General features: G+C 61.7%; 21 protein-coding genes and 1 pseudogene. 14 read left to right on the forward strand and 8 right to left on the reverse strand.

Annotation, left to right across the window (positions count from 1 at the left end):
- The first annotated feature begins 140 nt into the window (after positions 1 to 140).
- On the forward strand, positions 141 to 866 hold the full coding sequence (locus OEG84_RS18690) for an FkbM family methyltransferase (protein ID WP_267655127.1): 726 nt from the start codon (positions 141 to 143) through the stop codon (positions 864 to 866).
- On the opposite strand, the gene OEG84_RS18695 is transcribed toward OEG84_RS18690, so the two are convergent.
- The 7 genes and pseudogenes from OEG84_RS18695 to OEG84_RS18725 form a co-directional block, all read right to left on the reverse strand.
- On the reverse strand, positions 791 to 1498 hold the full coding sequence (locus OEG84_RS18695; RefSeq protein WP_267655128.1) for an FkbM family methyltransferase: 708 nt from the start codon (positions 1496 to 1498) through the stop codon (positions 791 to 793). The genes OEG84_RS18690 and OEG84_RS18695 overlap by 76 nt on opposite strands.
- Positions 1499 to 1551: 53 nt before the next feature.
- Positions 1552 to 2496 (reverse strand): GDP-L-fucose synthase, encoded by a 945-nt coding sequence (gene fcl / locus OEG84_RS18700; RefSeq protein ID WP_267655129.1) that lies wholly within the window; start codon positions 2494 to 2496, stop codon positions 1552 to 1554.
- Positions 2489 to 3548: pseudogene (gmd, locus tag OEG84_RS18705) on the reverse strand (GDP-mannose 4,6-dehydratase). The gene fcl and the pseudogene gmd overlap by 8 nt, the downstream one beginning before the upstream one ends.
- Positions 3545 to 4447, reverse strand: a complete 903-nt coding sequence (locus tag OEG84_RS18710; RefSeq protein ID WP_267655130.1) for a glycosyltransferase family 10 domain-containing protein — start codon at positions 4445 to 4447, stop codon at positions 3545 to 3547. Before OEG84_RS18710 ends, gmd begins: the two are co-directional and overlap by 4 nt.
- The gene (locus OEG84_RS18715) at positions 4440 to 5309 is read right to left on the reverse strand and encodes an FkbM family methyltransferase (RefSeq protein ID WP_267655131.1); all 870 of its coding nucleotides are present in this window, start codon (positions 5307 to 5309) and stop codon (positions 4440 to 4442) included. The genes OEG84_RS18710 and OEG84_RS18715 overlap by 8 nt, the downstream gene beginning before the upstream one ends.
- A complete protein-coding gene (locus tag OEG84_RS18720) occupies positions 5306 to 5440 on the reverse strand; it encodes a hypothetical protein (protein WP_267655132.1) in 135 nt (44 codons plus the stop codon). Before OEG84_RS18720 ends, OEG84_RS18715 begins: the two co-directional genes overlap by 4 nt.
- A 47-nt stretch (positions 5441 to 5487) precedes the next feature.
- Positions 5488 to 5613, reverse strand: coding sequence for a hypothetical protein (locus tag OEG84_RS18725; protein WP_267655133.1), 126 nt, complete (start codon positions 5611 to 5613; stop codon positions 5488 to 5490).
- 224 nt (positions 5614 to 5837) lie between these two features.
- Between OEG84_RS18725 and OEG84_RS18730 the strand changes: the two genes are divergently transcribed.
- The 3 genes from OEG84_RS18730 to OEG84_RS18740 are packed head-to-tail and all read left to right on the forward strand — an operon-like array spanning position 5838 to position 11513.
- Positions 5838 to 6599 carry an ImuA family protein gene (locus OEG84_RS18730; RefSeq protein ID WP_267655134.1) on the forward strand — a complete coding sequence of 254 codons (762 nt, stop codon included), beginning with the start codon at positions 5838 to 5840 and terminating at the stop codon, positions 6597 to 6599.
- A complete protein-coding gene (locus tag OEG84_RS18735) occupies positions 6583 to 8124 on the forward strand; it encodes a Y-family DNA polymerase (RefSeq protein ID WP_267656255.1) in 1542 nt (513 codons plus the stop codon). Before OEG84_RS18730 ends, OEG84_RS18735 begins: the two co-directional genes overlap by 17 nt.
- Entirely contained in the window at positions 8121 to 11513 is a 3393-nt protein-coding gene (locus OEG84_RS18740) for an error-prone DNA polymerase (RefSeq protein ID WP_267655135.1), read from the forward strand. Before OEG84_RS18735 ends, OEG84_RS18740 begins: the two co-directional genes overlap by 4 nt.
- 147 nt (positions 11514 to 11660) lie before the next feature.
- On the opposite strand, the gene OEG84_RS18745 is transcribed toward OEG84_RS18740, so the two are convergent.
- Positions 11661 to 12122, reverse strand: coding sequence for an Lrp/AsnC family transcriptional regulator (locus OEG84_RS18745; protein ID WP_267655136.1), 462 nt, complete (start codon positions 12120 to 12122; stop codon positions 11661 to 11663).
- 183 nt (positions 12123 to 12305) lie between these two features.
- Between OEG84_RS18745 and OEG84_RS18750 the strand changes: the two genes are divergently transcribed.
- The 10 genes from OEG84_RS18750 (at position 12306) to OEG84_RS18795 (ending at position 23854) form a co-directional block, all read left to right on the forward strand.
- Complete coding sequence (locus OEG84_RS18750) at positions 12306 to 13538, forward strand: 3-methyl-2-oxobutanoate dehydrogenase (2-methylpropanoyl-transferring) subunit alpha (RefSeq protein WP_267655137.1); 1233 nt, start codon at positions 12306 to 12308, stop codon at positions 13536 to 13538.
- A 2-nt stretch (positions 13539 to 13540) separates the two neighbouring features.
- Complete coding sequence (locus tag OEG84_RS18755) at positions 13541 to 14554, forward strand: alpha-ketoacid dehydrogenase subunit beta (protein WP_267655138.1); 1014 nt, start codon at positions 13541 to 13543, stop codon at positions 14552 to 14554.
- Between the two features lies 1 nt (position 14555).
- Complete coding sequence (locus tag OEG84_RS18760; RefSeq protein WP_267655139.1) at positions 14556 to 15899, forward strand: dihydrolipoamide acetyltransferase family protein; 1344 nt, start codon at positions 14556 to 14558, stop codon at positions 15897 to 15899.
- Between the two features lies 1 nt (position 15900).
- The gene (gene lpdA / locus OEG84_RS18765; RefSeq protein ID WP_267655140.1) at positions 15901 to 17298 is read left to right on the forward strand and encodes a dihydrolipoyl dehydrogenase; all 1398 of its coding nucleotides are present in this window, start codon (positions 15901 to 15903) and stop codon (positions 17296 to 17298) included.
- A gap of 284 nt (positions 17299 to 17582) precedes the next feature.
- Positions 17583 to 19181 (forward strand): ABC transporter substrate-binding protein, encoded by a 1599-nt coding sequence (locus OEG84_RS18770; RefSeq protein WP_267655141.1) that lies wholly within the window; start codon positions 17583 to 17585, stop codon positions 19179 to 19181.
- A 66-nt stretch (positions 19182 to 19247) separates the two neighbouring features.
- Positions 19248 to 20246: an ABC transporter permease gene (locus OEG84_RS18775; RefSeq protein ID WP_267655142.1), complete on the forward strand. Its 999-nt coding sequence runs from the start codon at positions 19248 to 19250 to the stop codon at positions 20244 to 20246.
- Positions 20243 to 21166, forward strand: a complete 924-nt coding sequence (locus OEG84_RS18780; RefSeq protein WP_267655143.1) for an ABC transporter permease — start codon at positions 20243 to 20245, stop codon at positions 21164 to 21166. Before OEG84_RS18775 ends, OEG84_RS18780 begins: the two co-directional genes overlap by 4 nt.
- Positions 21163 to 21996: an ABC transporter ATP-binding protein gene (locus tag OEG84_RS18785; protein WP_267655144.1), complete on the forward strand. Its 834-nt coding sequence runs from the start codon at positions 21163 to 21165 to the stop codon at positions 21994 to 21996. Before OEG84_RS18780 ends, OEG84_RS18785 begins: the two co-directional genes overlap by 4 nt.
- Positions 21997 to 22003: 7 nt before the next feature.
- On the forward strand, positions 22004 to 22768 hold the full coding sequence (locus tag OEG84_RS18790) for an ABC transporter ATP-binding protein (protein WP_267656256.1): 765 nt from the start codon (positions 22004 to 22006) through the stop codon (positions 22766 to 22768).
- Between the two features lie 12 nt (positions 22769 to 22780).
- Positions 22781 to 23854 (forward strand): dipeptidase, encoded by a 1074-nt coding sequence (locus OEG84_RS18795; protein ID WP_267655145.1) that lies wholly within the window; start codon positions 22781 to 22783, stop codon positions 23852 to 23854.
- Positions 23855 to 23942 lie beyond the last annotated feature (88 nt).

Raw genomic sequence — 23942 nt, forward strand, 5'->3', positions numbered from 1 at the left:
CAGACATCTGAAACGCCTAAAAGACTGGCAACAGTAAAACAGGGTACCCGCGCAATGCACCTCGATTATGCTTTCAAGGAATTTCTCAATCGCTTGCGGGGAAGAAGCGTCATGGCCCGGTATCTCCCGGCCATTTCAGGTTGACGCTCGATCTGGCGCGCGTTCGCAACAAGGTTCTCCTCGAGTCAGATCCGCAGATCAAGGCGTTTTTGCTGTATGCATTCTCGTTTGGTGCGCTGTCGCGCTCGCAAATCTTTCAGGATGCTTTTGTACAGTGGGCCTTGAAGGGAAAACGCGAAGGTTTCTTCTGCGACTTCGGCGCCACCGACGGCGTGTTTCTCTCCAATAGCTATGCGCTGGAAACCAACTTCGGCTGGACCGGCATTTGCGCCGAACCGGCGACGAGTTGGCATCAGGGCCTCAGACATAATCGACCCGGCGCGATCGTTGAACCACGTTGCGTCTGGTCTAAAAGCGGCGAGCAGCTGACTTTTTCGGAAAGCGCTTCACGTGAACTGTCGACCCTGACTCAGTTCGAGGATTCCGACAGCCATTCCCGCCGGCGGCGTGGTGCCAAAAATTATCAGGTCGAGACCATCTCGCTCAACGATATGCTGGAGCAGCATGCCGCGCCGGCAGATTTCGACTATCTATCCATCGACACGGAAGGCAGCGAACTGGCCATCCTCGAGGCATTTGATATGCAGCGCTGGCGTCCGGCGGTGATTACGGTCGAGCACAACTACACGGCTAACCGGCAGGTGATCCATGATCTTTTGGTCAACGCCGGCTACCGCCGCGTGTTGCCGGAAGTGTCCTTGTTTGATGACTGGTATGTGGAAGGTCGTGTTGAGCTTCCATGTTGATCCTTGCCTTTACGCACTTTCTTGAAAATGGCGTTCATGTGGCTCCGGCGCACCATGGTTTTGCGCTTGAACCCGCGAGAGGAAAGCCAGGGTTCCAGTTCGGAAAGCAGCACGCCGCCCTCATAGACAGTCTCGCGGGAGATCTCGCTTTCTAGGTAGTCTGCAGCCGCAAGCGTGCGAGCTGCTCCCTGTAGGCACATCAGCTCCGCGCCTTGCACGTCCAGCACCAGAACATCAACTGTTTCAGGGGGGACGCCGACGTCATCCAGTGCCGCGTCAAGTGTCCGCATCGGCAATTCCAGTACTTCGCCGGTTTCGCGCACTTTCGCGAATCGGTCATTCCCTTCCCGCTTTATCTTGAACATCGAATTTGACGCGCCATCATTGTCAAACAGGTGAAACTCGGCCGATCCGCCATCTTCCGCACCCACCAGCGCCTGCACCGCAATATGGCGGGTTGGCTTCTGGCGCATCAGTCGACAGAAAAGACTGGCCGGTCGGCTTGCCATGGAGTCCAGGTGGGTTTGAAGCGCGGAAAAAATGTTCGGCGCGGCCTCGAACCAGACAACCGTCTTGGCGCCCCAATCCTGGTAACGGGAGGCCTCTTCGCCGAAATGGGCGCCGACATGCACGATCGTTTTATTGCGCAACGTTCGCCCGCGCATGCCCAAATACCTTAGAATATTCATGCTGAAATCTCCATAAATTCGGCCACGGTGCGAGCAATGCCCGCTTCAAGGTCAATTTTCGGCTGCCAGCCCATTGCCGAGAGTTTTCCCGAATCCATCAGTTTTCGCGGTGTCCCGTCTGGCTTGGATGTGTCGAGTTCGATGGATCCTTCATAGCTTGCGGCACGTGCGATCATTTCCGCCAACTGCCGTATGCTTGTCTCGTGACCGCTGCCGATATTGACATGTTCGTAGTCGGAATAGGTTCGGGCCAGGAACACAATCGCATCGGCACAATCATCGGCATGCATGAACTCGCGCAATGGGGTGCCGCTTCCCCACAGGGTGATGGACCGTGCGCCGGCCGCCTTGGCTTCTTCAATCTTGCGGATTAGAGCCGGAAGCACATGACTGGTGGTCAGATCATAATTGTCACCGGTTCCGTACAGATTGGTTGGCATCGCCGAGATGAAATCCGATCCGTACTGTTTCCGGTAGGCCTGGCAGAGCTTGATGCCGGCAATCTTGGCGATTGCATACCATTCATTGGTCGGCTCCAGCGGACCGGTCAAGAGCTCGCTTTCGGCGATCGGCTGCGTGGCAAATTTTGGGTAGATGCAGGAGGAGCCAAGAAAAATCAGTTTTTCCACGCCGTGACCATGCGCGGCATGAATGATGTTGGCCTCGATCATCAGGTTTTCATATAAAAAGCCGGCCGGTTGGGTTTCATTTGCCAAAATGCCGCCGACCTTGGCGGCAGCGAGAAACACCACGTCCGGCGTATGCTCGGCAAACCAGGCCTTTACTGCGCTTTGATCGGTTAGATTCAGTTCGCGGCGGGTGGCGGTCAGAATCTTGCAGTTCTCTTGCCCGAGACGCCGCACAAGTGCCGATCCCACCATGCCACGGTGACCCGCGACATAGACCTTTTTCCCAAAAAGCGAATAAATCGCCTCAACCATTGCGTTTAGCCTCAGCCAAATCTGATTCCGCCATTTCGGCGACGAGATCGGCAAACGAGGTTTGAGGGGTCCAGCCAAGCTTTTGTTTGGCCTTGGAAGCGTCGCCCAGCAATGTCTCGACTTCGGTAGGGCGGAAATAGCGCGGATCGACCTGAACGATCACCTTGCCGGATGGATCGCGGCCGATCTCGTCAACGCCTTCGCCTTCGAAATGGATGGTCATGCCGAGCGCATCGGCCGCCGCCAGCACAAAGTCCCGCACCGAATATTGCACTCCGGTGGCGATCACGAAATCATCCGGCGTCTCTTGCTGCAGCATCAGCCACTGCATCTCGACATAGTCGCGGGCATGGCCCCAGTCGCGCAAGGCGTTGAGATTGCCAAGCTTGAGCACGTCCTGCTGGCCAAGCTTGATCCGCGCCAACGCGCGGGTGATCTTGCGGGTAACAAATGTTTCGCCGCGCAGCGGGCTTTCATGGTTGAACAGGATACCGTTGCATGCGTAAAGCCCGTAGGCCTCGCGGTAATTGATGGTGATCCAGTAGGCGTATAGCTTGGCCACGGCATAGGGCGAGCGCGGATAAAACGGCGTTCTCTCGGTTTGCGGGGTCTCCTGAACCAGGCCATAAAGTTCTGACGTTGAAGCCTGATAGAATTTGCTCTTGTCCTTCAGACCCAGAATGCGGATCGCCTCGAGCAGCCGCAGCGTGCCCAACGCATCGGAATTGGCCGTGTATTCCGGTTCTTCGAAGGACACAGCAACATGGCTCTGGGCGGCGAGGTTATAGACCTCGTCCGGCTTGGTCTGTTGCAGAATATGGGTTAGTGACGACAGAATCCGTCATGTCGCCATGGTGCAGCACGAATTGTCCCGATTGGCCGTACTCACCATCGAAAAGATGGTCGATGCGCGCGGTGTTGAACAGTGATGTTCGCCGCTTGATCCCGTGCACCTGGTAGCCCTTTTTGAGCAGGAATTCGGATAGGTAGGCACCGTCCTGACCGGTTACGCCGGTGATGAGGGCTGTTTTTGGCGTTGCGGTCGTGGTCATGGCTTGCGGGGTCCCCTTTGGGTGGTGGCCAGCACGATACGTGCAGCCGCCAATTCGTGATTGGCGTACAAGACGGCTTTTTCCTTGTTCTTTGCGACAAATTCAAGCCGCGAACGATAATCGCTTTCCGACAACGTGCCGAGCGCTGCGGTGATGTCGTCAAATGACAGACAGATGATCATGCCGCGTGGGTCGAAGACTTCGGCGATATCAGGTGCGCCCCAATAGATCGGAACGGTATCGCACAGGAAGCAGTCGATCAGTTTTTCTGTAAAATAGCTCGGCTCGCGAACATTCTCGATAATTACGGAAAAGCGATAGGGCGCCAGTCCTTCGGCCTTGTGCTCGAAAGGGGCGTAGCCGCGCCCCAGGATCTCCGCGTCGATGTCGGTGCGTTTGAGCCAGTCGACAACCCGGTGGCGCAGCCCATGGCCTTCGAAGAAGGTCTTGGAGGAAGCGATTAGCGACAGCATTCGGCTTTTCTGCGTATTTACGGTTTTCCAGTCGGGCACCCACGTAGAGCCGAACAGAAAGCGCACACCATTGGGAACTCCCGCCAGCAGGCCCGGATTGCATGTCAGCACCCGGTAAAATCGCCAGTAGAGCAGTCTCAGCCAGGCCATGTTGCGGCCGTGGACCGCCTGCGGCTCGACGATCATCACCGATATCCTGGCCCGAACCCCGGGCCGCGGCATGTAGAGAAGCCGTGAACTCACATAGGCAATCAGGTGGTCAGCAGGCCCCATGTCGGAAATCGTGCCATGGTTGAAATGCGCGGGCCTGCCAAGTGGCCAAGCCAGAGCATCAAGCGGCATCCTGGAAAGCATTGGGGTCAACCGTGTGCCGTAAGGAATGATGGCAACCGCCGCCTCGGCTTTGGCACTCGGGTTCTCAGCCATCGCCAAGCCTGTAGAGCGAATTGTTGCGCGTCCGCCCGACAAGCTGATAGCCGTGGCGATCAAGGGCGGCGGCACATCCGGGATAGTCGGCATTTGGTTCAGGATGCTCGATGACGATGCGGCGCGGCAGCATGGCGGGCTCAGCGGTGTCGAGAAACGGCGGCAATGCCAGGTCTTCGTGTCCTTCGATGTCGATCTTCAGCCCGTCGATGCGAGTAATCCCGGCCTCATTCAGCAGCGCTGTCAGCGGTCTGACCCGGATCGGCCCGTCATCCGTCTCCTCAACGGCGACAATGGCATCGTCGTTCTTGCGAACCACCAGTTGTCCGACCGCCTCCCGGTCGCCGACGGCACTGGCAATCGCGGTGACATTGGCAAGGCCGCTGAGCGCTGCATTGCGCAGCAAGCGTGCGGTCATCAGCGGATTGGCGTCAATTGAAATACAGCGCCCGCGAGTCCCGGCGGCGCGCGCCAATGGCAGGCTGTAAAGGCCGATATTGCAGCCTACATCGACAAACACACCACCATCCGTCATCGCTCCGCACAGGAAATCGATGTCCTGTGCATTGTAATCGAGGTTGAGCAGGATGCCGTATTCGATCAGGTTGCGCCCACCTTCGAGCCGGAAAGCCACATCGCGAAATTCGATGTCAATGTCACGACCGCCGCCAAGCAGAAACACCAGCCGGCTGACGGTGGCGCGGAAGACACCGCGGCGGAACAGGCTGTTGCGTGCGGCGTTGATCACCAGCCGCTGGAATGCGTTCGGCGGGCGGTTGCCGGGCGCTTCAGCGGCGCTGGCCGATGCTCCCGCAGCCGTCCAGCGATGTGCATCAAGCTGCTTCCACTCCGGGCCGCTCACGAGCTTGCCTCGTTTACGCTCATGCTTTTGCCCAAGCAGGGGCCGGCATGGCGCACGATCCGCAAAGCCGTGTGGACGCGAACGGTCACGCCGGTGATCATGGCAAGCTTTGGCGGAGTGGTGCTGGTCACGGCTGCGGCTATCCCTTCGGCGGTGGTCTGCCCGATCCGAGCAGCCTTCAATGTGGAATCGTCGTACCGGGAAGCTTTTCCTTGTTCTTGACGGTAAATTCAAGCCGTGAGCAACGAAACACCGGCGCAACCGGCGTTGCTGCAGCCCGGCTGATGGCCAATTGGCTGGCCATCAGGTCGTCAGAGGGGCAAATTGCCTAGCTTCCAGGGGCTGTCATCCGGGTAAAACAGCTGATTGACTCTCGTATCGGATTAAGCATTAATATGGAACATAACATGAACATTTAGGTGCAACATGGACCTTGCGAGATTGCGGGCCGCGACGGATATATTGAACGATCATACGCGGTCTCAAGACAGGCAATCTCCCGGCGCCGGAGGCTCACAGCAATTATCGTTGGGCGCCGTTGCGGTTGACCGGCACCTTGAGGGTGGCCTCGTCTGTGGCGGACTGCACGAAGTGCGCTGCGCGCTGGCGCGCGACATTGGTGCCGGCGCCGGATTTGCGTTCGGGCTGGCGCGCCGTGCTGCCGATGCCCGGCAGGATGGTCGACGCCGGATTGTCTGGGTCAATGATCCTGCCGCGCGCAGCGATGGCGGCGAACTTTTCCCGGTTGGGCTTGCCCAGCACGGGGTGGATCCATCGTGGCTGACGCTGGTCGAGCCGCGTGATCTGCAAGGCGCCATGTGGGCGGCCGACGAGGCGGCGGGCTGTGCCGACCTGGCGGCCATGGTGTTTCAGATCAGGGGTAATCCGGCGCGTTTCGATATCACCGCCACCCGGCGGCTGATGTTGCGCGCGCGGGCCAGCGGGGTGCTGGCACTGACCTTGCGCCAGAGCGGGGAGGAGGAGGCCGGCGCGGCAGTGACGCGCTGGCAGGTGCAGCCACATCCTTCGGGGACGGATGATCTCGACCATCGTGGCGTGGGGGCAATGCGGCTGTCCCTGACGCTGGAACGCAACCGCGCCGGACGCACCGGCCAATGGCTTTTAGCCTGGAACGCAAAGATGAGAGCTTTTGAACATGCCGCATCATCCCCCGCAGCGCCGGCAGCGCATTCTCTCCATCACCTTCACCCATCTGCCAACCGACGCGATCCGTCGGACGGCATGGGGCAGGTCCTGGATCACCGACAGGGTTTTGGACACGCATCCTGAGGCGCCGCCGCTGGTTGTCACCGATACGCACAAGAACGCCATCCGCATCATTGCGCTGGATGATCGCGCCCGGGCCTGCGGCATCCGCGCCGGCCAGACGCTGAGCGACACCCGTGCGCTGGCGCCCGGTCTCGCCTGTCATCCGGCAGATGCCGCCAGTAACCGTGCGTTACTGATGCGCATTGCCGCATGGTGCGAGCGCTATACGCCGCTTGTTGCGCTCGGCATGGAGGCGCAGGCGCAGAACGGGGCAGCGCCCGACCACGGCCTGTTCATGGATATTACGGGCTGTACCCATCTGTTTGGCGGCGAGGCGGCGCTGATCGCCGATCTCGAAGCCCGGCTTTTGGCGCAAGGCTTTCATGTCAGGCTGTGTCTGGCCGATACCCCCGGCGCAGCCTGGGCGATGGCCCGCTACGGGCAGGCGCGGCTGATTGCCGAGGGCGGCCATGGCGAGGCGATCCTGCCGCTCAGCCTGAGCGGTCTGCGGCTACAGCCGTCCCTGGTCGCCTCGCTCGGCCGGGTTGGGCTGAAGACCATTGGCTGCATCGCCAGCCTGCCGCGCGCGCCACTGGCCGCCCGTTTCGGCACCAGGTTGATGCAGCGGCTTGATCAGGCGCTGGGCCGCGAGACGGAGGCGATTTCGCCGATCATGCCGGTGGCGGAGCTTTCCACCGAGCGCCGTTTCGCCGACCCGATGAGCCAGCATGACGAGATCGCCCATGTGATCGCGGCGCTGGCATCGGGGATCATCGAACCGCTCGAACAGCGTGGCCTCGGTGTCCGCCACTGCCGGCTCAGATTGTTCAGGGTCGATGGTCATGTTGCCTCGCTCAGTGTCCAGACAGCCCGGCCGCTGCGCAATGCCGCGATGATCACCCGGTTGTTTGAAGAACGCCTCGCCAGCCTGCACGACGACCTCGATGCCGGTTTCGGCTTTGATCTGGCGCGGCTCGATATCGTCCATGCCGATCCGTTCGATGCCGGCCAGTCTGAATTGATGGCCGGACAGACAGCCGGCCATGGGGCGACCGAAAGCCATGATGCGCTGGTCGATCGGCTTGGCGCGCGGCTCGGTCTCGGCCGGGTTCAGCATTTCGTGCTGGCCGACACCCACATCCCCGAGCGCAGCTTCGGCCGGCAGCCGCTGGCCCATGCAGGCGTGCGCGGCGCGGACAAAGGCAACAGCGCGCTGGCCTTGGCGCCGGATCTGCCAGTTCCCTGCGACCTCGTCACCCGTCCGCTGATTCTGTTTGACCGGCCCGAGCTGATGCACACCATCGCCGAAGTGCCCGACGGCCCGCCGCTCAGGTTCCGCTGGCGCGGGGTTTTCTACGAGGTGGCGCGCTCGGAAGGGCCTGAACGTATCGCCTGCGAATGGTGGCGCGACGGCCGCGGTGCCCGCAGCCGCGATTATTTTCGCGTCGAGGACCGTCAGGGCTATCGCTTCTGGCTGTTCCGCCACGGGCTTTACGGCCGTGAGACCAGCGAGCCCAGCTGGTACATGCACGGGCTGTTTGCATGAGTGCGTCCGTTCCCTCCGGGCCGGCCTATGTCGAACTGGCCGCGACCAGCAATTTTTCCTTCCTGCACGGCGCCTCGCATGCCGAGGAGCTGGTGGTGCAGGCTGCCCGGCTCGGGCTTGGCGGTATTGCAATTGCCGACCGCAATTCCCTGGCCGGTGTGGTCCGTGGCCACATGGCGGCCAAGCAGGAGGGGCTCGCCTATGCGCCGGGCTGCCGGCTGGTGTTTGTCGATGCCGCCCCCGATATTTTGGTCTGGCCCGAAGATGGCGCCGCCTACGCCAATCTCTGCGAGTTGCTGACACGGGGTAAACGCCGCGCACCGAAGAGCCAATGCCACCTGACGCTGGAAGATCTCCTCACGCTTGGCCAAGGCCTGCTGATGGCCGTGGTGCCACCGGTTGCTGCCGCCGGGCAGGATCTGGCCCGAGGCCTGGCGCCGGTGCTAGAGCGGCTGCGCGAGGTCTTTCCCGGTCACCTTCATCTGGCGCTGGCGCGCCATCACCGCAGTGACGATCAGCGTCGCATGGCAGCCCTTGCGCAACTCGCCCATGATCACCAGGTGCCGCTGCTGGCGATTGGCGACGTGCTCTATCACACGCCTGAACGCCGGCCGCTGCAGGATGTGCTGACCTGCATCCGCGAGCACGCGACGCTGGCCAGTATCGGAACAAGGCTTGAGCCCAATGCAGAACGGCACCTGCGCTCGCACGCCGACATGCTGCATCTGTTCAAGGGCTACGAGGCGGCGGTCGCGCAATCGGTCACGCTGTTCGGGCGGATCAGGTTTTCGCTGGATGAGCTGCGCTATCAATACCCCGACGCGCCACTGTTTGAAGAACTCGGCCCCAAACCGCTCCCGGCCCAGCAGGCACTGGAACAACTCACCACACTGGGCCTTCAAAAGCGCTATCCCGAAGGCGCGCCGGACAAGGTGCTCAAGGCCATCGCCCATGAAACCCGGCTGATCAAGAAGCTCGATTACGCGCCCTATTTCCTCACCGTCTATGACATCGTCCGCTTTGCCCGCTCGCAAAACATCCTCTGCCAGGGGCGAGGTTCGGCGGCCAATTCCGCCGTCTGCTATTGCCTCGAGATCACCGAGGTCGACCCCGGCAAGGTCGACCTCCTGTTCGAGCGCTTCATCTCCGAGGAGCGCAACGAGCCGCCCGATATCGATGTCGATTTCGAGCATGAGCGGCGTGAGGAGGTGATCCAGTATATATACTCGAAGTATGGACGTGACAGGGCAGGACTCGCCGCCACGGTGATCACCTATCGGGCACGGTCAGCAATCCGCGAGGTCGGCAAGGTGTTCGGACTCTCCGAGGACGCGATCGCCGCCATTTCAGGCACCAAATGGGGCGGTTGGTCGCGCGAGGTCGACCCCGAGGACGCGCGCCGTGCCGGCCTCGATCCGACCGACAAGCATCTTGCCCAGATGCTTGATCTGGCGAGCCAGATCATCGGCTTCCCGCGCCATCTCTCCCAGCATGTCGGCGGTTTCGTCATCACCCGCGACAAGCTGTCCTCGCTGATCCCGATCGAGAACGCGGCGATGGAGGATCGCACCATTGTCGAATGGGACAAGGACGATCTAGAAAGCCTCGGCATGCTCAAGATCGATGTGCTGGCGCTCGGCATGCTGACCTGCATCCGCAAGGCGTTCGACCTGCTGGAAGCTCATTACGGCCGCCGCGAAACGCTCGCTTCGCTGCCCGACGGTGACGAGGCCACCTATGACATGATCTGCCGCGCCGATACCATCGGCGTCTTCCAGATCGAAAGCCGGGCGCAGATGTCGATGCTGCCGCGGCTCAAACCGCGCTGCTATTATGACCTGGTGATCGAGGTGGCGATTGTCCGCCCCGGCCCGATTCAGGGCGACATGGTCCATCCCTATCTGCGTCGCCGTCAGGGCAAGGAAGATGTCTCTTTTCCCAAGGAGGAATTGCGGGCCGTGCTTGGCAAGACGCTCGGTGTACCCTTGTTTCAGGAGCAGGCGATGAACATCGCCATTGTCGCCGGTGGCTTCTCGCCCGGTGAGGCGGACAAGCTGCGCCGCGCCATGGCCACCTTCCGCCGTGTCGGTACCATCGGCTCGTTCCAGACCAAGATGGTCGAGGGCATGGTCGCAAACGGCTATGAACGCGAGTTTGCCGAGCATTGCTTTCGCCAGATCGAGGGCTTTGGCGAATATGGCTTCCCCGAAAGTCATGCGGCCAGTTTCGCGCTGTTGGTTTATGTCTCCTGCTGGCTCAAATGCCACTATCCGGATGTCTTCTGCGCCGCCATTCTCAATTCCCAGCCGATGGGGTTTTATGCCCCGGCGCAGCTCATCCGTGATGCCCGCGAGCATGGCGTCGACATCCGTGCGGTCGATGTCAACGCGTCCGGTTGGGACGCCACGCTTGAGGCCGGCGCTTGCCCGCAGCCGCTCTCAAGCCGCCACCGCGAGATGAAAGGTGTGATGAAGCACGCGCACGCTGTGCGGCTCGGGCTCAGGCATGTGAAGGGGTTGAGCAAGGCCGACGCCGAAACCCTGATGGCTCGCCGTGGCCGCGGCTATGACAGCGTCCGCGACCTGTGGATGCGTTCGGGCCTGCCGCGACGCGCCATCGAGCAGCTCGCCGAGGCCGATTGTTTCCGCTCGATCGGGCTTGAACGCCGCGACGCGCTGTGGGCAGTCAAGGCGCTTGATCCACTCTCGAGCGCCGAGCGGCTGCCGTTGTTTGCCGCTGCCGACACCCAAGATCTGCAGAACGAGCCCGATGTCGACCTGCCACCGATGCCGCTCGGTGAGCAGGTGATCAACGACTACCAGTCATTGTCATTTTCGCTCAAGGCGCACCCGATGTCATTCCTGCGCGAGCGATTGGCCAGCGCAGGCTGCAGGCCCAATTCCGATCTGCAGACAATCCGCACGGGCAGGGTGGTCAAGGTCTCGGGGCTTGTGCTGGTCCGGCAGCGGCCGGGCTCGGCCAAGGGCGTGGTGTTCGCGACCATTGAGGATGAGACCGGTGTTGCCAACATCATCGTCTGGCCAAAAGTGTTCGAGAAATTCCGCGCCATCGTGCTTGGCAGCCGCTGTATCGGCGTGCGCGGCAAGCTTCAAAACGAGGAAGGCGTCATCCATGTGGTGGCCGAGTATCTCGAGGATCTGACCCCGATGATGGCGCAGATTTCAGACATGGCGAGCGAGATGGGCGGGCTTGCCAATGCCGACGAGGTGCGCCGCCCGATTGACGACACGCGGGGGCGCGACCGCAAGCCCGCCGCGCGCCTCATCAAGCTGATCCGCGACGCGCCGGAACTGCGCGGCGATTACGAACAACTGGCAAGCGTCAGGGCCGCCGGCAGCGCCCTACCCAAGGGCCGCAATTTCCACTGAGACGGGCCGCGCATCGACGCCGCTTCAGATGCTGTAATCAGCTCTCCCGATATCTTCACCGGAAGAACTTTTGTCAGACCAGCACCTGCTGGGCGTCCCGCCATTTCCAGCTCGGGCCTTACGAAAGTGGTGGCACTGGCCATGCGCTCAGGGGCTGACCGACGAGACCTTTTTCAAGCACCTCAGCGTGAAGCTCGATCGCGTACTGCGCACGCCGGGCACCTTGTAAAGCCGGCGCAGGAACTTCTCGTAGCCGCGGGTACCCTCGACGGCGACCTTGATGAAATAGTCATATTCACCGGTGGTCAGATACACCTCCAGCACTTCCGGCATCGCCGTGATTGCCTGCCCGAAACCGTTGACGGTGGCGTCGTCATGCTGGTTGAGGCCGATGTCGACCAGCGCGGTTTCGGCCATGCCAAGTTTTTCCTGATTGAGGATCGCCGAATAGGCTTCGATATAGCCTTCCTTTTCCAGCCGCCGCATCCGCTGCCAGCACGGCGCGGGCGACAGCCCGACCTTTTCCGCCAGCAAATTGTTGCTGATCCGGCCATCGGTCACAAGCGCGGCCAGGATCTTGCGGTCTATTGCGTCGAGCGGCTTTGCCACGGGGAAACTCCACTAAATATTTTCAGGCGCAAAACGACCCTTTTCCTGAAAGATAATTTCGTAAGCGCGCCATATTTGCAAGAAAACGAGAGAATTTATCGTGTATCGTCCAATAAGATATTGGAGTGGCGCAGGCATGCGGATCGATCACCTACCGCCCTGGCGTCTTGGAGGAGGATGACGATGGATCAGCATGAGCCTCTCTCGCTGAATGTTCCGGAGCCGGAGGTGCGCCCCGGTGGCCAGCCGGACTTTTCTTCGGTCAAGATCCCCAGCGCCGGCGCTATCCGGCGTCCCGATGTCGACGAAGATCCCGAAAACATGCGCGATCTGGCGTTTGGCATCATCCGCGTGCTTAACCGCAATGGCGAGGCTGTTGGCCCCTGGGCCGGTACGCTCACGGATGGCGAATTGCGCGCAGGACTCGAGCACATGCTCACGCTCAGGACCTATGATGCGCGGATGATGAACGCCCAGCGCCAGGGCAAGACCTCGTTCTACATGCAGCACCTGGGTGAGGAGGCCGTCAGTTGCGCGTTCCAGCAGGTGCTCAGGCAAGGTGACATGAACTTTCCCACCTACCGCCAGGCCGGGCTGCTGATTTCATCAGGCTATCCGCTGGTGACGATGATGAACCAGGTCTATTCCAACGAGGCCGACCCGTTGCGCGGTCGGCAATTGCCGATCATGTATTCCTCCAAGGAACACGGCTTCTTCTCGATTTCCGGCAACCTCGCCACGCAGTATATTCAGGCGGTTGGTTGGGCCATGGCCTCGGCCATTTCCGGTGACGACAAGATCGCCGCTGCCTGGATCGGTGACGGCTCCACCGCCGAAAGCGATTTTCACGCAGCCCTGGTGTTTGCCTCCACCTACAAGGCGCCGGTGGTGCTCAACATCGTCAACAATCAGTGGGCCATCTCCACCTTCCAGGGCATTGCCCGTGGCGGTTCGGGCACCTTTGCGGCCCGTGGCCATGGTTTTGGCATTCCCGCGCTCCGGGTCGATGGCAATGATTTTCTGGCCGTTCACGCGGTTGGCAAATGGGCAGCCGAGCGCGCCCGCCGCAATCTCGGGCCAACGATTGTCGAATACGTCACCTACCGCGCCGGCGGCCACTCGACCTCCGATGATCCTTCCGCCTACCGGCCCAAGGAGGAAAGCGACGCCTGGCCGCTCGGCGATCCGGTACTCAGGCTCAAGGCGCATCTGATCGCTCGCGGACTGTGGAGCGAAGAGCGCCACAAGCAACTGGAAGCCGAAGTGCATGACCGGGTGATCACCGCGCAGAAGGAAGCCGAGGCAATCGGCACCCTGCACACCGGCCGGCGGCCCTCGCCACGCGACATGTTCGAGGACGTCTATGAAGAAATGCCGCCGCATCTCATCGCCCAGCGGCACCAGGCGGGGTACTGATCATGGCGCGGATGACAATGATCGAGGCGATCCAGAACGCGCTTGATATTTCCATGGGCAGGGACGAACGCGTTGTCGTCTTTGGCGAGGATGTCGGCTATTTCGGCGGCGTCTTCCGCTGCACCGCCGGGCTGCAGAAAAAATACGGCAGGTCGCGCTGCTTCGACACGCCGATCAGCGAACTGGGCATTGTCGGCGCCGCCATCGGCATGGCCGCCTATGGCCTCAAGCCCTGTGTCGAAATCCAGTTTGCCGATTACGTCTACCCGGCTTACGACCAGATCGTCTCGGAAGCAGCGCGGCTGCGCTACCGCTCGGCCGGCGGCTTCACCTGCCCGCTCGTGGTCCGCATGCCCGCCGGTGGCGGCATTTATGGCGGCCAGACCCACAGCCAGAGCCCCGAGGCGCTGTTTACCCATGTCGCCGGCCTCAAGGTGGTGGTGCCATCGACCCCGGCCGATGCCAAGGGTCTGCTGACTGCGGCCATCGAGGATCCCGATCCGGTGATCTTCCTCGAGCCCAAGCGGATCTACAACGGCCCGTTCGACGGTCACCATGATCGCCCGATCGTGCCCTGGAAAAAGCATGAAGGTGGCGAGGTTGACGAGAACTATTACAAGACGCCGCTCGGCAAGGCGGCCATCCGCAGGCAGGGCGAGGGACTGACAGTGCTTGCCTATGGCACCATGGTGCATGTTGCCATGGCCGCCGTCGAAGAGGCAGGGATCGACGCCGAGGTCATCGACTTGCGCACGCTGGTGCCGCTCGACACCAAAACGATCATGGAATCGGTCCGCAAGACCGGTCGCTGCGTCATCGTTCACGAGGCTACCCAGACCTCCGGCTTCGGCGCCGAACTGGCTGCCCAGGTCCAGGCCGAGTGTTTTTATCATCTCGAGGCGCCGATCATGCGCGTGGCCGGCTGGGATACGCCTTATCCGCACTCGCAGGAATGGGATTACTTCCCAGGGCCCGCGCGGATCATCCGTGCGCTCAACGCTGTGATGGAGGCCTGAGATGGGAAATTCCGATAACGAGATTTTTGTCATCCGCATGCCCGATGTCGGCGAAGGTATTGCCGAGGCGGAACTGGTGGAATGGCACGCCCAGCCGGGCGACATGGTCCGCGAAGACGATGTGATCGCCGCGGTGATGACCGACAAGGCCACGGTTGAGATTCCGTCATCGATCACCGGCAAGGTGATCTGGCTCGGCGGCAAGGTGGGCGACATGATCTCGGTCGGCGCCGATCTGGTCAGGATCTCGCCCGATGCTAATGCGCAGATCGAGGCCGCAGCGCCCGAACCCGCGCAGGCTCCCCCGGCCACGCCCGACGCAGCTCCCTCTGACGCACCAGAACCTGCGCCCGAACAAAAAAACGCAGCACCGGCCAAACCGGCAACGGATGCCGAAACGCATAGCGCCAAGCCTGCCGCGCCAGCATCGGGCGTACCCGCCCGGCACGTTCAGCCCCCGCGCCGTGCCGCCGGCGAAAAGCCGCTCGCAAGCCCCGCCATCCGCCGCCGCGCGCTTGAGGCAGGCGTTGATCTCAGGCGCGTATCGGGGTCCGGTCCGGCCGGTCGCCTTACCCATGCCGATCTCGACGCCTGGCTCGATGCGCCGGAATCGGCGCCGGTCACCGGCGGACGTGTACGCCGCACCGAAGTCACCGAGATCCCGATCATCGGCCTGCGCCGGGCGATCTCGCGCAAGCTCGGCCAGACCTGGTCGAAGGTGCCGCATATCACCATCGTCGAGGAAATCGACGTTAGCGCGCTTGAGGAACTGCGCGCCGGCCTGAACGCCGAACGCAAGGAAGGCAAGCCGCGCCTTACCATCCTGCCGTTTTTGGTCCAGGCGCTGGTGCGGGCGGTCGCAGACCAGCCTGACATGAATGCCCATCATGACGACGAGGCAGGCCAGCTCCGGCAATTCGCCGGCGTTCACGTCGGCATCGCCACCCAGACGCCGCAGGGGCTGAAGGTACCGGTTGTCCGCCATGCCGAAAGCCGTTCGCTGGATGACACGGCCATCGAGATCGCCCGCGTTGCCGAAGCGGCTCGCGACAACACCGCGCTGCGCGATGAGCTGTCCGGCTCGACCATCACCATCACCTCGCTCGGCGCGCTGGGGGCGATTGCCACCACGCCGCTGATCAATGCGCCCGAAACGGCAATTGTCGGGGTCAACAAGATGGCCATGCGCCCGGTCTGGGATGGCGCCCAGTTCGTTCCGCGCAAGATCATGAATCTGTCGTCAAGCTTCGATCACCGGGTGATCGATGGATGGGATGCGGCGATATTCGTCAAGCGGCTGAAAACCCTGCTGGAAACCCCGGCGCTGATTTTTGTGGAGGGCTGATATGGCCGAGATTGTCTGTAAGCTCCTGATCATCGGCGGCGGTCCCGGCGGTTATGTCACTGCAATCCGTGCGGCCCAGCTCGGCATCGACACGCTGATCGTTGACGAGGGGCCGCTCGGCGGCACCTGCCTCAATATCGGCTGCATTCCATCGAAGGCGCTGATCCACGCCGGCGAGGAATTCCACAAGCTCACCGAAGCAGCCACCGGTGGCTCGCCCTTCGGTCTTTCAGCCGCTTCTCCGGCGATCGATCTCGGCAAGACCATGGCCTGGAAAGATGGTATCGTCACCCGGCTTACCGGCGGCGTCGCCGGGCTGCTCAAGAAAGCCGGAGCCAAGTCGCTCCGCGGCCGCGCCAGCATCCGCGATGGCAAGACCGTGACCGTCGAAACCGATCTCGGTCCGCAAACCGTTCATGCCGAGACCATTGTCATCGCCACTGGATCGGAGCCGGTTGAATTGCCGTCGCTGCCCTTTGGCGGCAAGGTGATCTCCTCCACCGGTGCGCTGGCGCTCACCCAATTGCCTGAAAGCCTGGTCGTCGTTGGCGGCGGCTATATCGGTCTGGAAATCGGTACCGCCTACGCCAAGCTCGGCGTCAAGGTCACCGTGGTCGAGGCCGCACCGCGGATATTGCCGGTCTGGGACGCGGAACTTACCGGCCCGGTTGCCAAGCGGCTGGCGGCACTCGGTGTCGAAGTCATGACCGGCGCCAAGGTCACCGGCCTGACGGACGACGGCGAAACCCTGCAGGTCGCCACAGACGACGGGTCCGACATCACGCTTGCTGCCGACAAGATACTGGTCGCGGTCGGCCGCCGACCGCGCACTCAAGGTTTTGGACTCGAGCAACTGGCCTTGCCGATGGACGGGCCGTTCATCCGCATCGACAACCAGTGCCGCACAGCCATGCGTGGTGTTTATGCCATCGGCGATGTCACCGGCGAGCCGATGCTGGCTCACCGCGCCATGGCCCAGGGTGAAATGGTCGCCGATCTGATCGCTGGCCAACCCCGTGTCTGGGACAAGCGCGCCATCCCCGCCGTCTGCTTTACCGACCCGGAAATTGTTTCCGTCGGGCTTGGCCCGGATGCCGCCCGCCGCGATGGTCAGGCCGTGCTGGTCGGAACTTTCCCATTCCGCGCTAATGGCCGTGCCATGTCGCTTGCCCGCGAGGACGGCTTCGTTCGGGTGATCGCGCGCGAAGACAATCATGTCGTGCTCGGCATCGAGGCCGTGGGCGCCGGTGTCGCCGAATTCGCCAGCGCTTTTTCTCTGGCCATCGAAATGGGCGTCCGGCTCGAGGATATCGCCGATACCATCCATGCCCATCCGACCATGGGCGAGGCGATCCAGGAATCCGCACTTGCAGCCCTTGGTCGCGGGTTGCATTTGTAAGGCGCCCAGGGGTTGGTTGCACGGTCAGGTGGAACCGCTTCCATCTGTTTCAGCCGAGTGAAACAGGGTTTCTATCCGCTACGCACTTTTGCTCCCGGTTTCCACCACTTGACCTTGAATGCGGTCCGGCTTGCCGCTGCCCGAGACGCGGGTTTCCCCACCGGAAGCTTTGCTTGACAGTCATGCCCCCCTGTGTGCTGATTATGTCTTCGGCTGGTATGGGACGGAACGAACCGCCCCGGTCCAGCGTCGCGAATTAGGGAACAATTTCAACAGGGAGAGTTATGGTGAGACACGTTCAGAAATTCGTGGCGGTTGCGCTGATGTGCACAGCGGCCGCTTTCACGCCAGTCACCGCGCAAGCTGAAACGCCGGCCGACACGCTGATACAAGCCTGGGCCATTGATGACATCATCACCCTCGATCCGGCTGAAGTGTTCGAATTCAGCGCCTCCGAGATCCTTGGCAACTCCTATCAGGGTCTGGTTGGCTACAACGTCAAGGACGTATCTGAAATCTTTGGCGTTATCGCCGAGAAATGGGAAATCTCCGAGGACGGCAAGACCTTCTCCTTCACCATTCGCCCGGACATGAAATTCGCCTCCGGCAACCCGATCACCGCCGATGACGCGGTCTATACGCTGCAACGGGTGATCAAGCTCGACAAGTCACCGGCCTTCATCCTCAGCCAGTTCGGCTTCACGCCCGACAATGTCGATGCGATGATCCGCAAGACCGGCGACATGAGTTTCGAATTCGAGATGGACAAGCCCTACGCGCCGACGCTGGTGCTGTATTGCCTGACCGCGACGGTCGGCTTCATCGTCGACAAGGAACTGGTGACCAGCCACGAAGTTGACGGCGATTTCGGCTACAACTGGCTCAAGACCAACTACGCCGGTTCCGGCGCCTTCACCATTCGCGACTGGCGCGCCAACGAAGCAGTGGTGCTTGAGCGCAACGACAATTATTCCGGAAAAGCACCGCCGATGGCCCGTGCTATCTACCGTCACATTCCCGAAACCGCGACCCAGCGCCTGTTGCTGGAAAAGGGCGACATCGACATTGCCCGCAATGTCAGCGCCGAGGAAATTTCGGCAATGTCGACCAATGCCGACATCGTAATCGAAGATGGCGTCAAGGGATCGATCTACTATCTCGGTCTCAACCAGAAGAACGAGAACCTGGCCAAGCCCGAGGTTCGCCAGGCGATGAAATATCTGGTCGATTACGCGACCATCGCCGACACCATCATGAAGGGCAAGGTGATCCCGCATCAGGCCTTCCTGCCACGCGGCTTCCTTGGCGCACTCGAGGACACCCCGTTCTCGCTCAGTGTCGACAAGGCCAAGGAACTGCTGGCCGAAGCCGGCCTGCCGGATGGCTTCACCGTCACCATGGACACCCGCAACACCAACGAAATCACCGCCATGGGCCAGGCCATTCAGCAGACCATGGCCATGGCCGGCATCAAGATGGAATTGATCCCGGGTGATGGTCAGCAGACGCTTACCAAGTATCGTGCCCGCAACCACGACATCTATATCGGCCGCTGGGGCCCGGACTATCAGGATCCGCATACCAATGCCGATACCTTTGCCCGTAACCCCGACAACTCCGATGACGCGGCCTCCAAGCCGCTGGCCTGGCGCAATGCCTGGGATATCCCGGAAATGACAGCCAAGGCCGATGCCGCCGTGCTCGAAGCCGATGCTGGCAAACGCGCGCAGATGTATGTCGACCTGCAGACAGAGCACCAGCAGACATCGCCGTTTGTCATCATGTTCCAGGAGATCGAGGTTCTCGCCCGACGCAAGAATGTCGAAGGTTTTGTCGTTGGACCGTCGTTTAACGACAACTCCTTCAAGGCGGTGACCAAGTAGTTGACCGCTCTGTCTGACTCATCGGAAGGGCGCCGCAGCGCCCTTCCGGCCGTTCTCGGCAAGGCCATGCGGCTGGCAGCGACCGTGGCGTTCACGATCCTTGGCCTGTTGGTTGTTACCTTCCTGATCGGCCGGGTGGTTCCCGTTGATCCGGTGCTTGCCGTGGTCGGCGACCGCGCCTCGCAATCGACCTACGACAAGGCCTTTGTCGAACTCGGACTTGATCAGCCGCTCTATGTGCAGTTCGCGCTCTATGTCGAAAAAGCCGTAACCGGCGATTTCGGTGAGAGCTTTCTGACCAAGAAGCCGATCATCGATGATATCGCCCGGGCCTTTCCCGCCACCCTGGAACTCGCCACGGTGGGGATCATCATCGGCACCCTTTTCGGCGTGCCGGTTGGCGTCTGGGCGGCGGTGCGGCAGGGCAAACTGGCAGATCAGGTGGTGCGGATTTTGGGCCTGATCGGCTATTCGGCGCCGATCTTCTGGCTCGGCCTGGTCGGACTTTTGATATTTTACGCCAAGTGGGGCCTCGTCGCCGGTCCCGGGCGCATCGACATTTCCTATGAATATGCCTTTACCCCGACCACCGGACTGTTTCTGCTCGACACCGCCATGCAGGGCCAGTGGGATGCGTTTCGCAATGTGGTTTCCCACATCGCCCTGCCGGCAGCGCTGCTGGGCTATTATTCGATGGCCTATATCGCCCGCATGACCCGCAGCTTCATGCTCAACGAATTGGCGCAGGAATACATCGTCACCGCCCGGGTCAAGGGCGTGGCTGAATGGCGCATCATCTGGGTGCATGCGCTCAGGAATGCCGCCGTGCCGCTAGTCACCGTGATTACGCTGTCCTATGCCGGCCTGCTGGAGGGCTCGGTCCTGACCGAAACCGTGTTTGCCTGGCCGGGTCTGGGGCAGTATCTCACCAATTCCCTGCAGAACGCCGATATGAACGCAGTGCTTGGTGGCACCCTGCTGATAGGCATCATTTTTGTCGGCCTCAACCTGTTGTCTGATTTTCTCTACACCCTGCTCGATCCCCGGGTCAGGAGGCGCACATGACCGCCACACCTGAACGCGAAGGCTTCAGAGAATGGCTGCTGAGCGAGCAGCCGGCTTCGCGCGGCCAGGCCCGCATCGGTCAGGCCTGGCGCACTTGGCTTGCTTTCCGCTCAAACCGGCTCGGCATGGTCGGGCTGACCATTGTCGTGCTGCTGGTGCTGATCGCCATCTTCGCCGATGTCATCGCCCCTTTTGACCCGGTTCTCGGAGGAGATCTGCGCACGGCACGGCTGCTGCCGCCATCAATGGTTCATCTGATGGGCACCGATGATCTTGCCCGTGATATTTTCAGCCGCGTCGTTCACGGCGCCCGGCTGACGCTGATGGTGGTGGCGCTGGTGGCGATCATCGCCACGCCGATCGGGCTTCTGGTCGGCACCACTTCAGGCTATTATGGCGGCTGGCTCGACACCGTGCTGATGCGGATCACCGACATTTTTCTGGCCTTTCCACGGCTGATCCTGGCGCTGGCCTTTGTCGCAGCGCTGGGGCCGGGCATCGAAAATGCCATCATCGCCATCGCAATCACCTCCTGGCCGCCCTACGCGCGCCTTGCCCGCGCCGAAACCCTGACCATCCGCAATGCCGAGCACATCGACGCCATCCGGCTGCAGGGTGCCTCCTCGCTGCGCATCATCTGGGGCCATGTAACGCCCCTATGCCTGTCGTCGGTGATCATCCGCGTTACCCTCGACATGGCCGGCATCATCCTCACCGCTGCAGGCCTTGGTTTTCTCGGCCTTGGCGCCCAGCCGCCGCAGCCCGAATGGGGCGCGATGATTGCCGGCGGACGCCGCTTCCTCATCGATTATTGGTGGGTGGCAACCATGCCCGGTATCGCCATTTTCGTGGTTTCGCTGGGGTTCAATCTGCTCGGCGATGGTCTCCGCGACGTGCTTGATCCGAAGGCTGCCAAATGAGCCCGCTGCTGACGGTCGAGAACCTGCGGATTTCGTTTCCCTCGCGGCAAGGTCCGGTGGAAGTGGTCCGTGGTGTCAGCTTCAGTCTCGGCCGTGAACGGCTCGGCATTGTCGGCGAAAGCGGCTCCGGCAAGTCCCAGACCGGTCGCGCGATCCTGGGTCTGACGCCCGCCACCGGCACAGCCACGGCCGACAAGCTCGAATTCGACGGCATTGACCTGCGCCAAGCCGATGCCATGCAATGGCGGGCCTTGCGCGGGGCGCGGATGTCGATGGTCATGCAGGATCCGAAATTCTCGCTCAATCCGGTGATGACCATCGGCAAGCAGATAATGGAAGCGGTCAAGCTGCATGGCGGCCGCTCCGAGGCGCGCGACAAATCCGTGGCCATGCTCGAGGCGGTGCAGATCCGTGATCCCGAGCGGGTGATGGCCGCCTATCCGCACGAGCTTTCCGGCGGCATGGGGCAGCGCGCGATGATCGCCATGATGCTGGTCACCGAGCCGGATCTGCTGATTGCCGACGAACCCACCTCGGCGCTGGATGTTACCGTCCAGATCGAAGTGCTGCGGATTCTCGACCGGCTGGTCAGCGAGCGCGGCATGGGGCTGATCTTCATCAGCCATGACCTGCAACTGGTTTCGACCTTTTGTGATCGGGTGCTGGTGATGTATGCCGGTCAGGTGGTCGAGGAACTCGACGCCAGCAAGCTCGGTGAGGCCCGCCATCCCTATACCCAGGGCCTGCTCAACTGCCTGCCCAAAATTGCCGGCGATCAACGGCCGTTGCCGGTGCTGGCGCGCGATGCCGCCTGGCTGAACGAAGGGTGATGCGGTGCTGCTGGAAATAGAAAATCTTGAAGTCACATTTGGCGGCGCCGACCGCCTGGTGCATGCGTTGCGCGGCGTCTCTATTTCCGTCGAGGAAGAAGAAAGCTTCGGCATTGTCGGCGAAAGCGGGTCAGGAAAATCGACCGTGCTGCGCGCCATTTGCGGTCTGGCGCCGGTCACCGGCGGGCGCATTCTAATTGACGGCAAGCCGCTGACCCAACCTCGCGATGCTGATTTTTACCGCCGCGTGCAAATGGTGTTTCAAGATCCCTACGCCTCGCTGCACCCGCGCCATACCATTGACCGGGTGCTTTCCGAGCCGTTGGCCATTCACGACTTCGACCGGCGCGAGCAGCGCGTCGAGCAGGCGCTTGACGATGTCGGCCTTGGGGCTGGATTCCGCTTTCGCTATCCGCATCAGCTTTCCGGTGGCCAACGCCAGCGTGTCGCTATCGCCCGGGCGCTGATTCTGGAGCCGAAGGTGATCCTGCTCGACGAGCCGACCTCGGCACTCGACGCCTCGATTCAAGCCGAGGTGCTCAACCTGCTCGATCGCCTGCGCGCCGAGCGCGGTCTGACCTATGTGCTGGTCAGCCATGATCTGGCGGTGGTCTCGCATATGTGCGATCGTCTTGTGGTGATGCAGGGCGGCGAGGTGGTCGAGGAACTGACCCGGGAGCAGCTGCAGGCGCACGCCACCAAAGACGATTACACACGCAATCTACTGACAGCCAGCGAGGGGTTTACCCGCGACCCCGCCCGGCAAAACTGAACGGAGCCACCCATGTCCCCCATGCCCAATGTGCCCTTCATCGATGGTCACAATGATTTTCTCTTGCGCCTGCTGCGAACGCCGGAACAGCGCGAGGAATTATGGCTTGGAGCCGGTGAGGAGGGCCATCTCGACCTGCCGCGAATGCAGAAGGCGGGCTTTGCTGGCGGCTTTTTCGCAATTTACATTCCTTCTCCACCGGAAGCGGACGCGCCCGATTATGAGGCGATGATGGACGCCCCGCCCTATGATCTGCCGCTGCCTGGCCTGATGACAGCAAGCGAAACCCAGCATATCGCGCTGGCCATGGCAGGCCACCTGATGTGGATGGAGCGCGCCGCTGCCGGCGCCCTGAAGATCTGCCGCACCACCGCCGATCTGCATGCCTGCATGGCCGACGGCACCATTGCGGCAATCATGCACATGGAGGGCGCGGAAGCCATCGGCGCGGATCTCGATGCGCTCTACGCGTTCCATGTCATGGGGTTGAGATCGCTCGGCCCGGTGTGGAGCCGGCCGACAATCTTCGGCCACGGCGTGCCGTTCCGCTTTCCGGGCGACCCCGACACCGGGCCGGGCCTGACCGATGCCGGCAAGCAGCTGGTCAAGGCCTGCAACGAGCTCAGGATCATGATCGATCTGTCGCATCTCAATGAAAAGGGCTTTGACGACGTCGCCCGGCTCTCGGATGCGCCGCTGGTCGCCACCCATTCCAACGCCCATGCGGTCACGCCCTCGACCCGTAATCTCACCGACCGTCAGCTTGCGATGATCCGCGAGAGTGGCGGCATGGTGGGGCTCAACTACGCCACCCTGTTCCTGCGCGAGGATGGCCGCAAGGCAACCGATTGCGGCTGGGACCCGGTGATGCGCCATCTCGATCATCTGGTCGACAAGCTCGGCGAAGACCATGTCGGTTTTGGCTCCGATTTCGACGGCGCCGAACTCCCCGATGTGATCGGCGACGTCACCGGCGTCCAGGCACTGATCGGGCAGATGCGGGAGCGGCAATATGGCGAAGAGTTGATCGAGAAGATCGCCCGGAAGAACTGGGTAGCGCTGCTGGAGCGGACCTGGGGGGTGTGACGCTGCCCGGTGTGCTTGACAGCACCCCTTATCCGTCTACGGGCGTTCACGGAACGCCCGTATCCACCTTCTCCCACAAGGGGAGAAG

This window comes from Hoeflea algicola (genome assembly GCF_026619415.1).
Classification (GTDB): domain Bacteria; phylum Pseudomonadota; class Alphaproteobacteria; order Rhizobiales; family Rhizobiaceae; genus Hoeflea; species Hoeflea algicola.

Coding starts and splice junctions, on each gene's coding strand:
- OEG84_RS18785 (WP_267655144.1), top strand. CDS start 21,163: ATGAGCCCGCTGCTGACGGTCGAGAACCTGCGGATTTCGTTTCCCTCG.
- OEG84_RS18740 (WP_267655135.1), top strand. CDS start 8,121: ATGAGTGCGTCCGTTCCCTCCGGGCCGGCCTATGTCGAACTGGCCGCG.
- OEG84_RS18710 (WP_267655130.1), bottom strand. CDS start 4,447: ATGGCTGAGAACCCGAGTGCCAAAGCCGAGGCGGCGGTTGCCATCATT.
- fcl (WP_267655129.1), bottom strand. CDS start 2,496: ATGGTTGAGGCGATTTATTCGCTTTTTGGGAAAAAGGTCTATGTCGCG.
- OEG84_RS18725 (WP_267655133.1), bottom strand. CDS start 5,613: ATGGCCAGCCAATTGGCCATCAGCCGGGCTGCAGCAACGCCGGTTGCG.
- lpdA (WP_267655140.1), top strand. CDS start 15,901: ATGGCCGAGATTGTCTGTAAGCTCCTGATCATCGGCGGCGGTCCCGGC.
- OEG84_RS18795 (WP_267655145.1), top strand. CDS start 22,781: ATGTCCCCCATGCCCAATGTGCCCTTCATCGATGGTCACAATGATTTT.
- OEG84_RS18770 (WP_267655141.1), top strand. CDS start 17,583: ATGGTGAGACACGTTCAGAAATTCGTGGCGGTTGCGCTGATGTGCACA.
- OEG84_RS18755 (WP_267655138.1), top strand. CDS start 13,541: ATGGCGCGGATGACAATGATCGAGGCGATCCAGAACGCGCTTGATATT.
- OEG84_RS18780 (WP_267655143.1), top strand. CDS start 20,243: ATGACCGCCACACCTGAACGCGAAGGCTTCAGAGAATGGCTGCTGAGC.
- OEG84_RS18750 (WP_267655137.1), top strand. CDS start 12,306: ATGGATCAGCATGAGCCTCTCTCGCTGAATGTTCCGGAGCCGGAGGTG.
- OEG84_RS18760 (WP_267655139.1), top strand. CDS start 14,556: ATGGGAAATTCCGATAACGAGATTTTTGTCATCCGCATGCCCGATGTC.
- OEG84_RS18775 (WP_267655142.1), top strand. CDS start 19,248: ATGCGGCTGGCAGCGACCGTGGCGTTCACGATCCTTGGCCTGTTGGTT.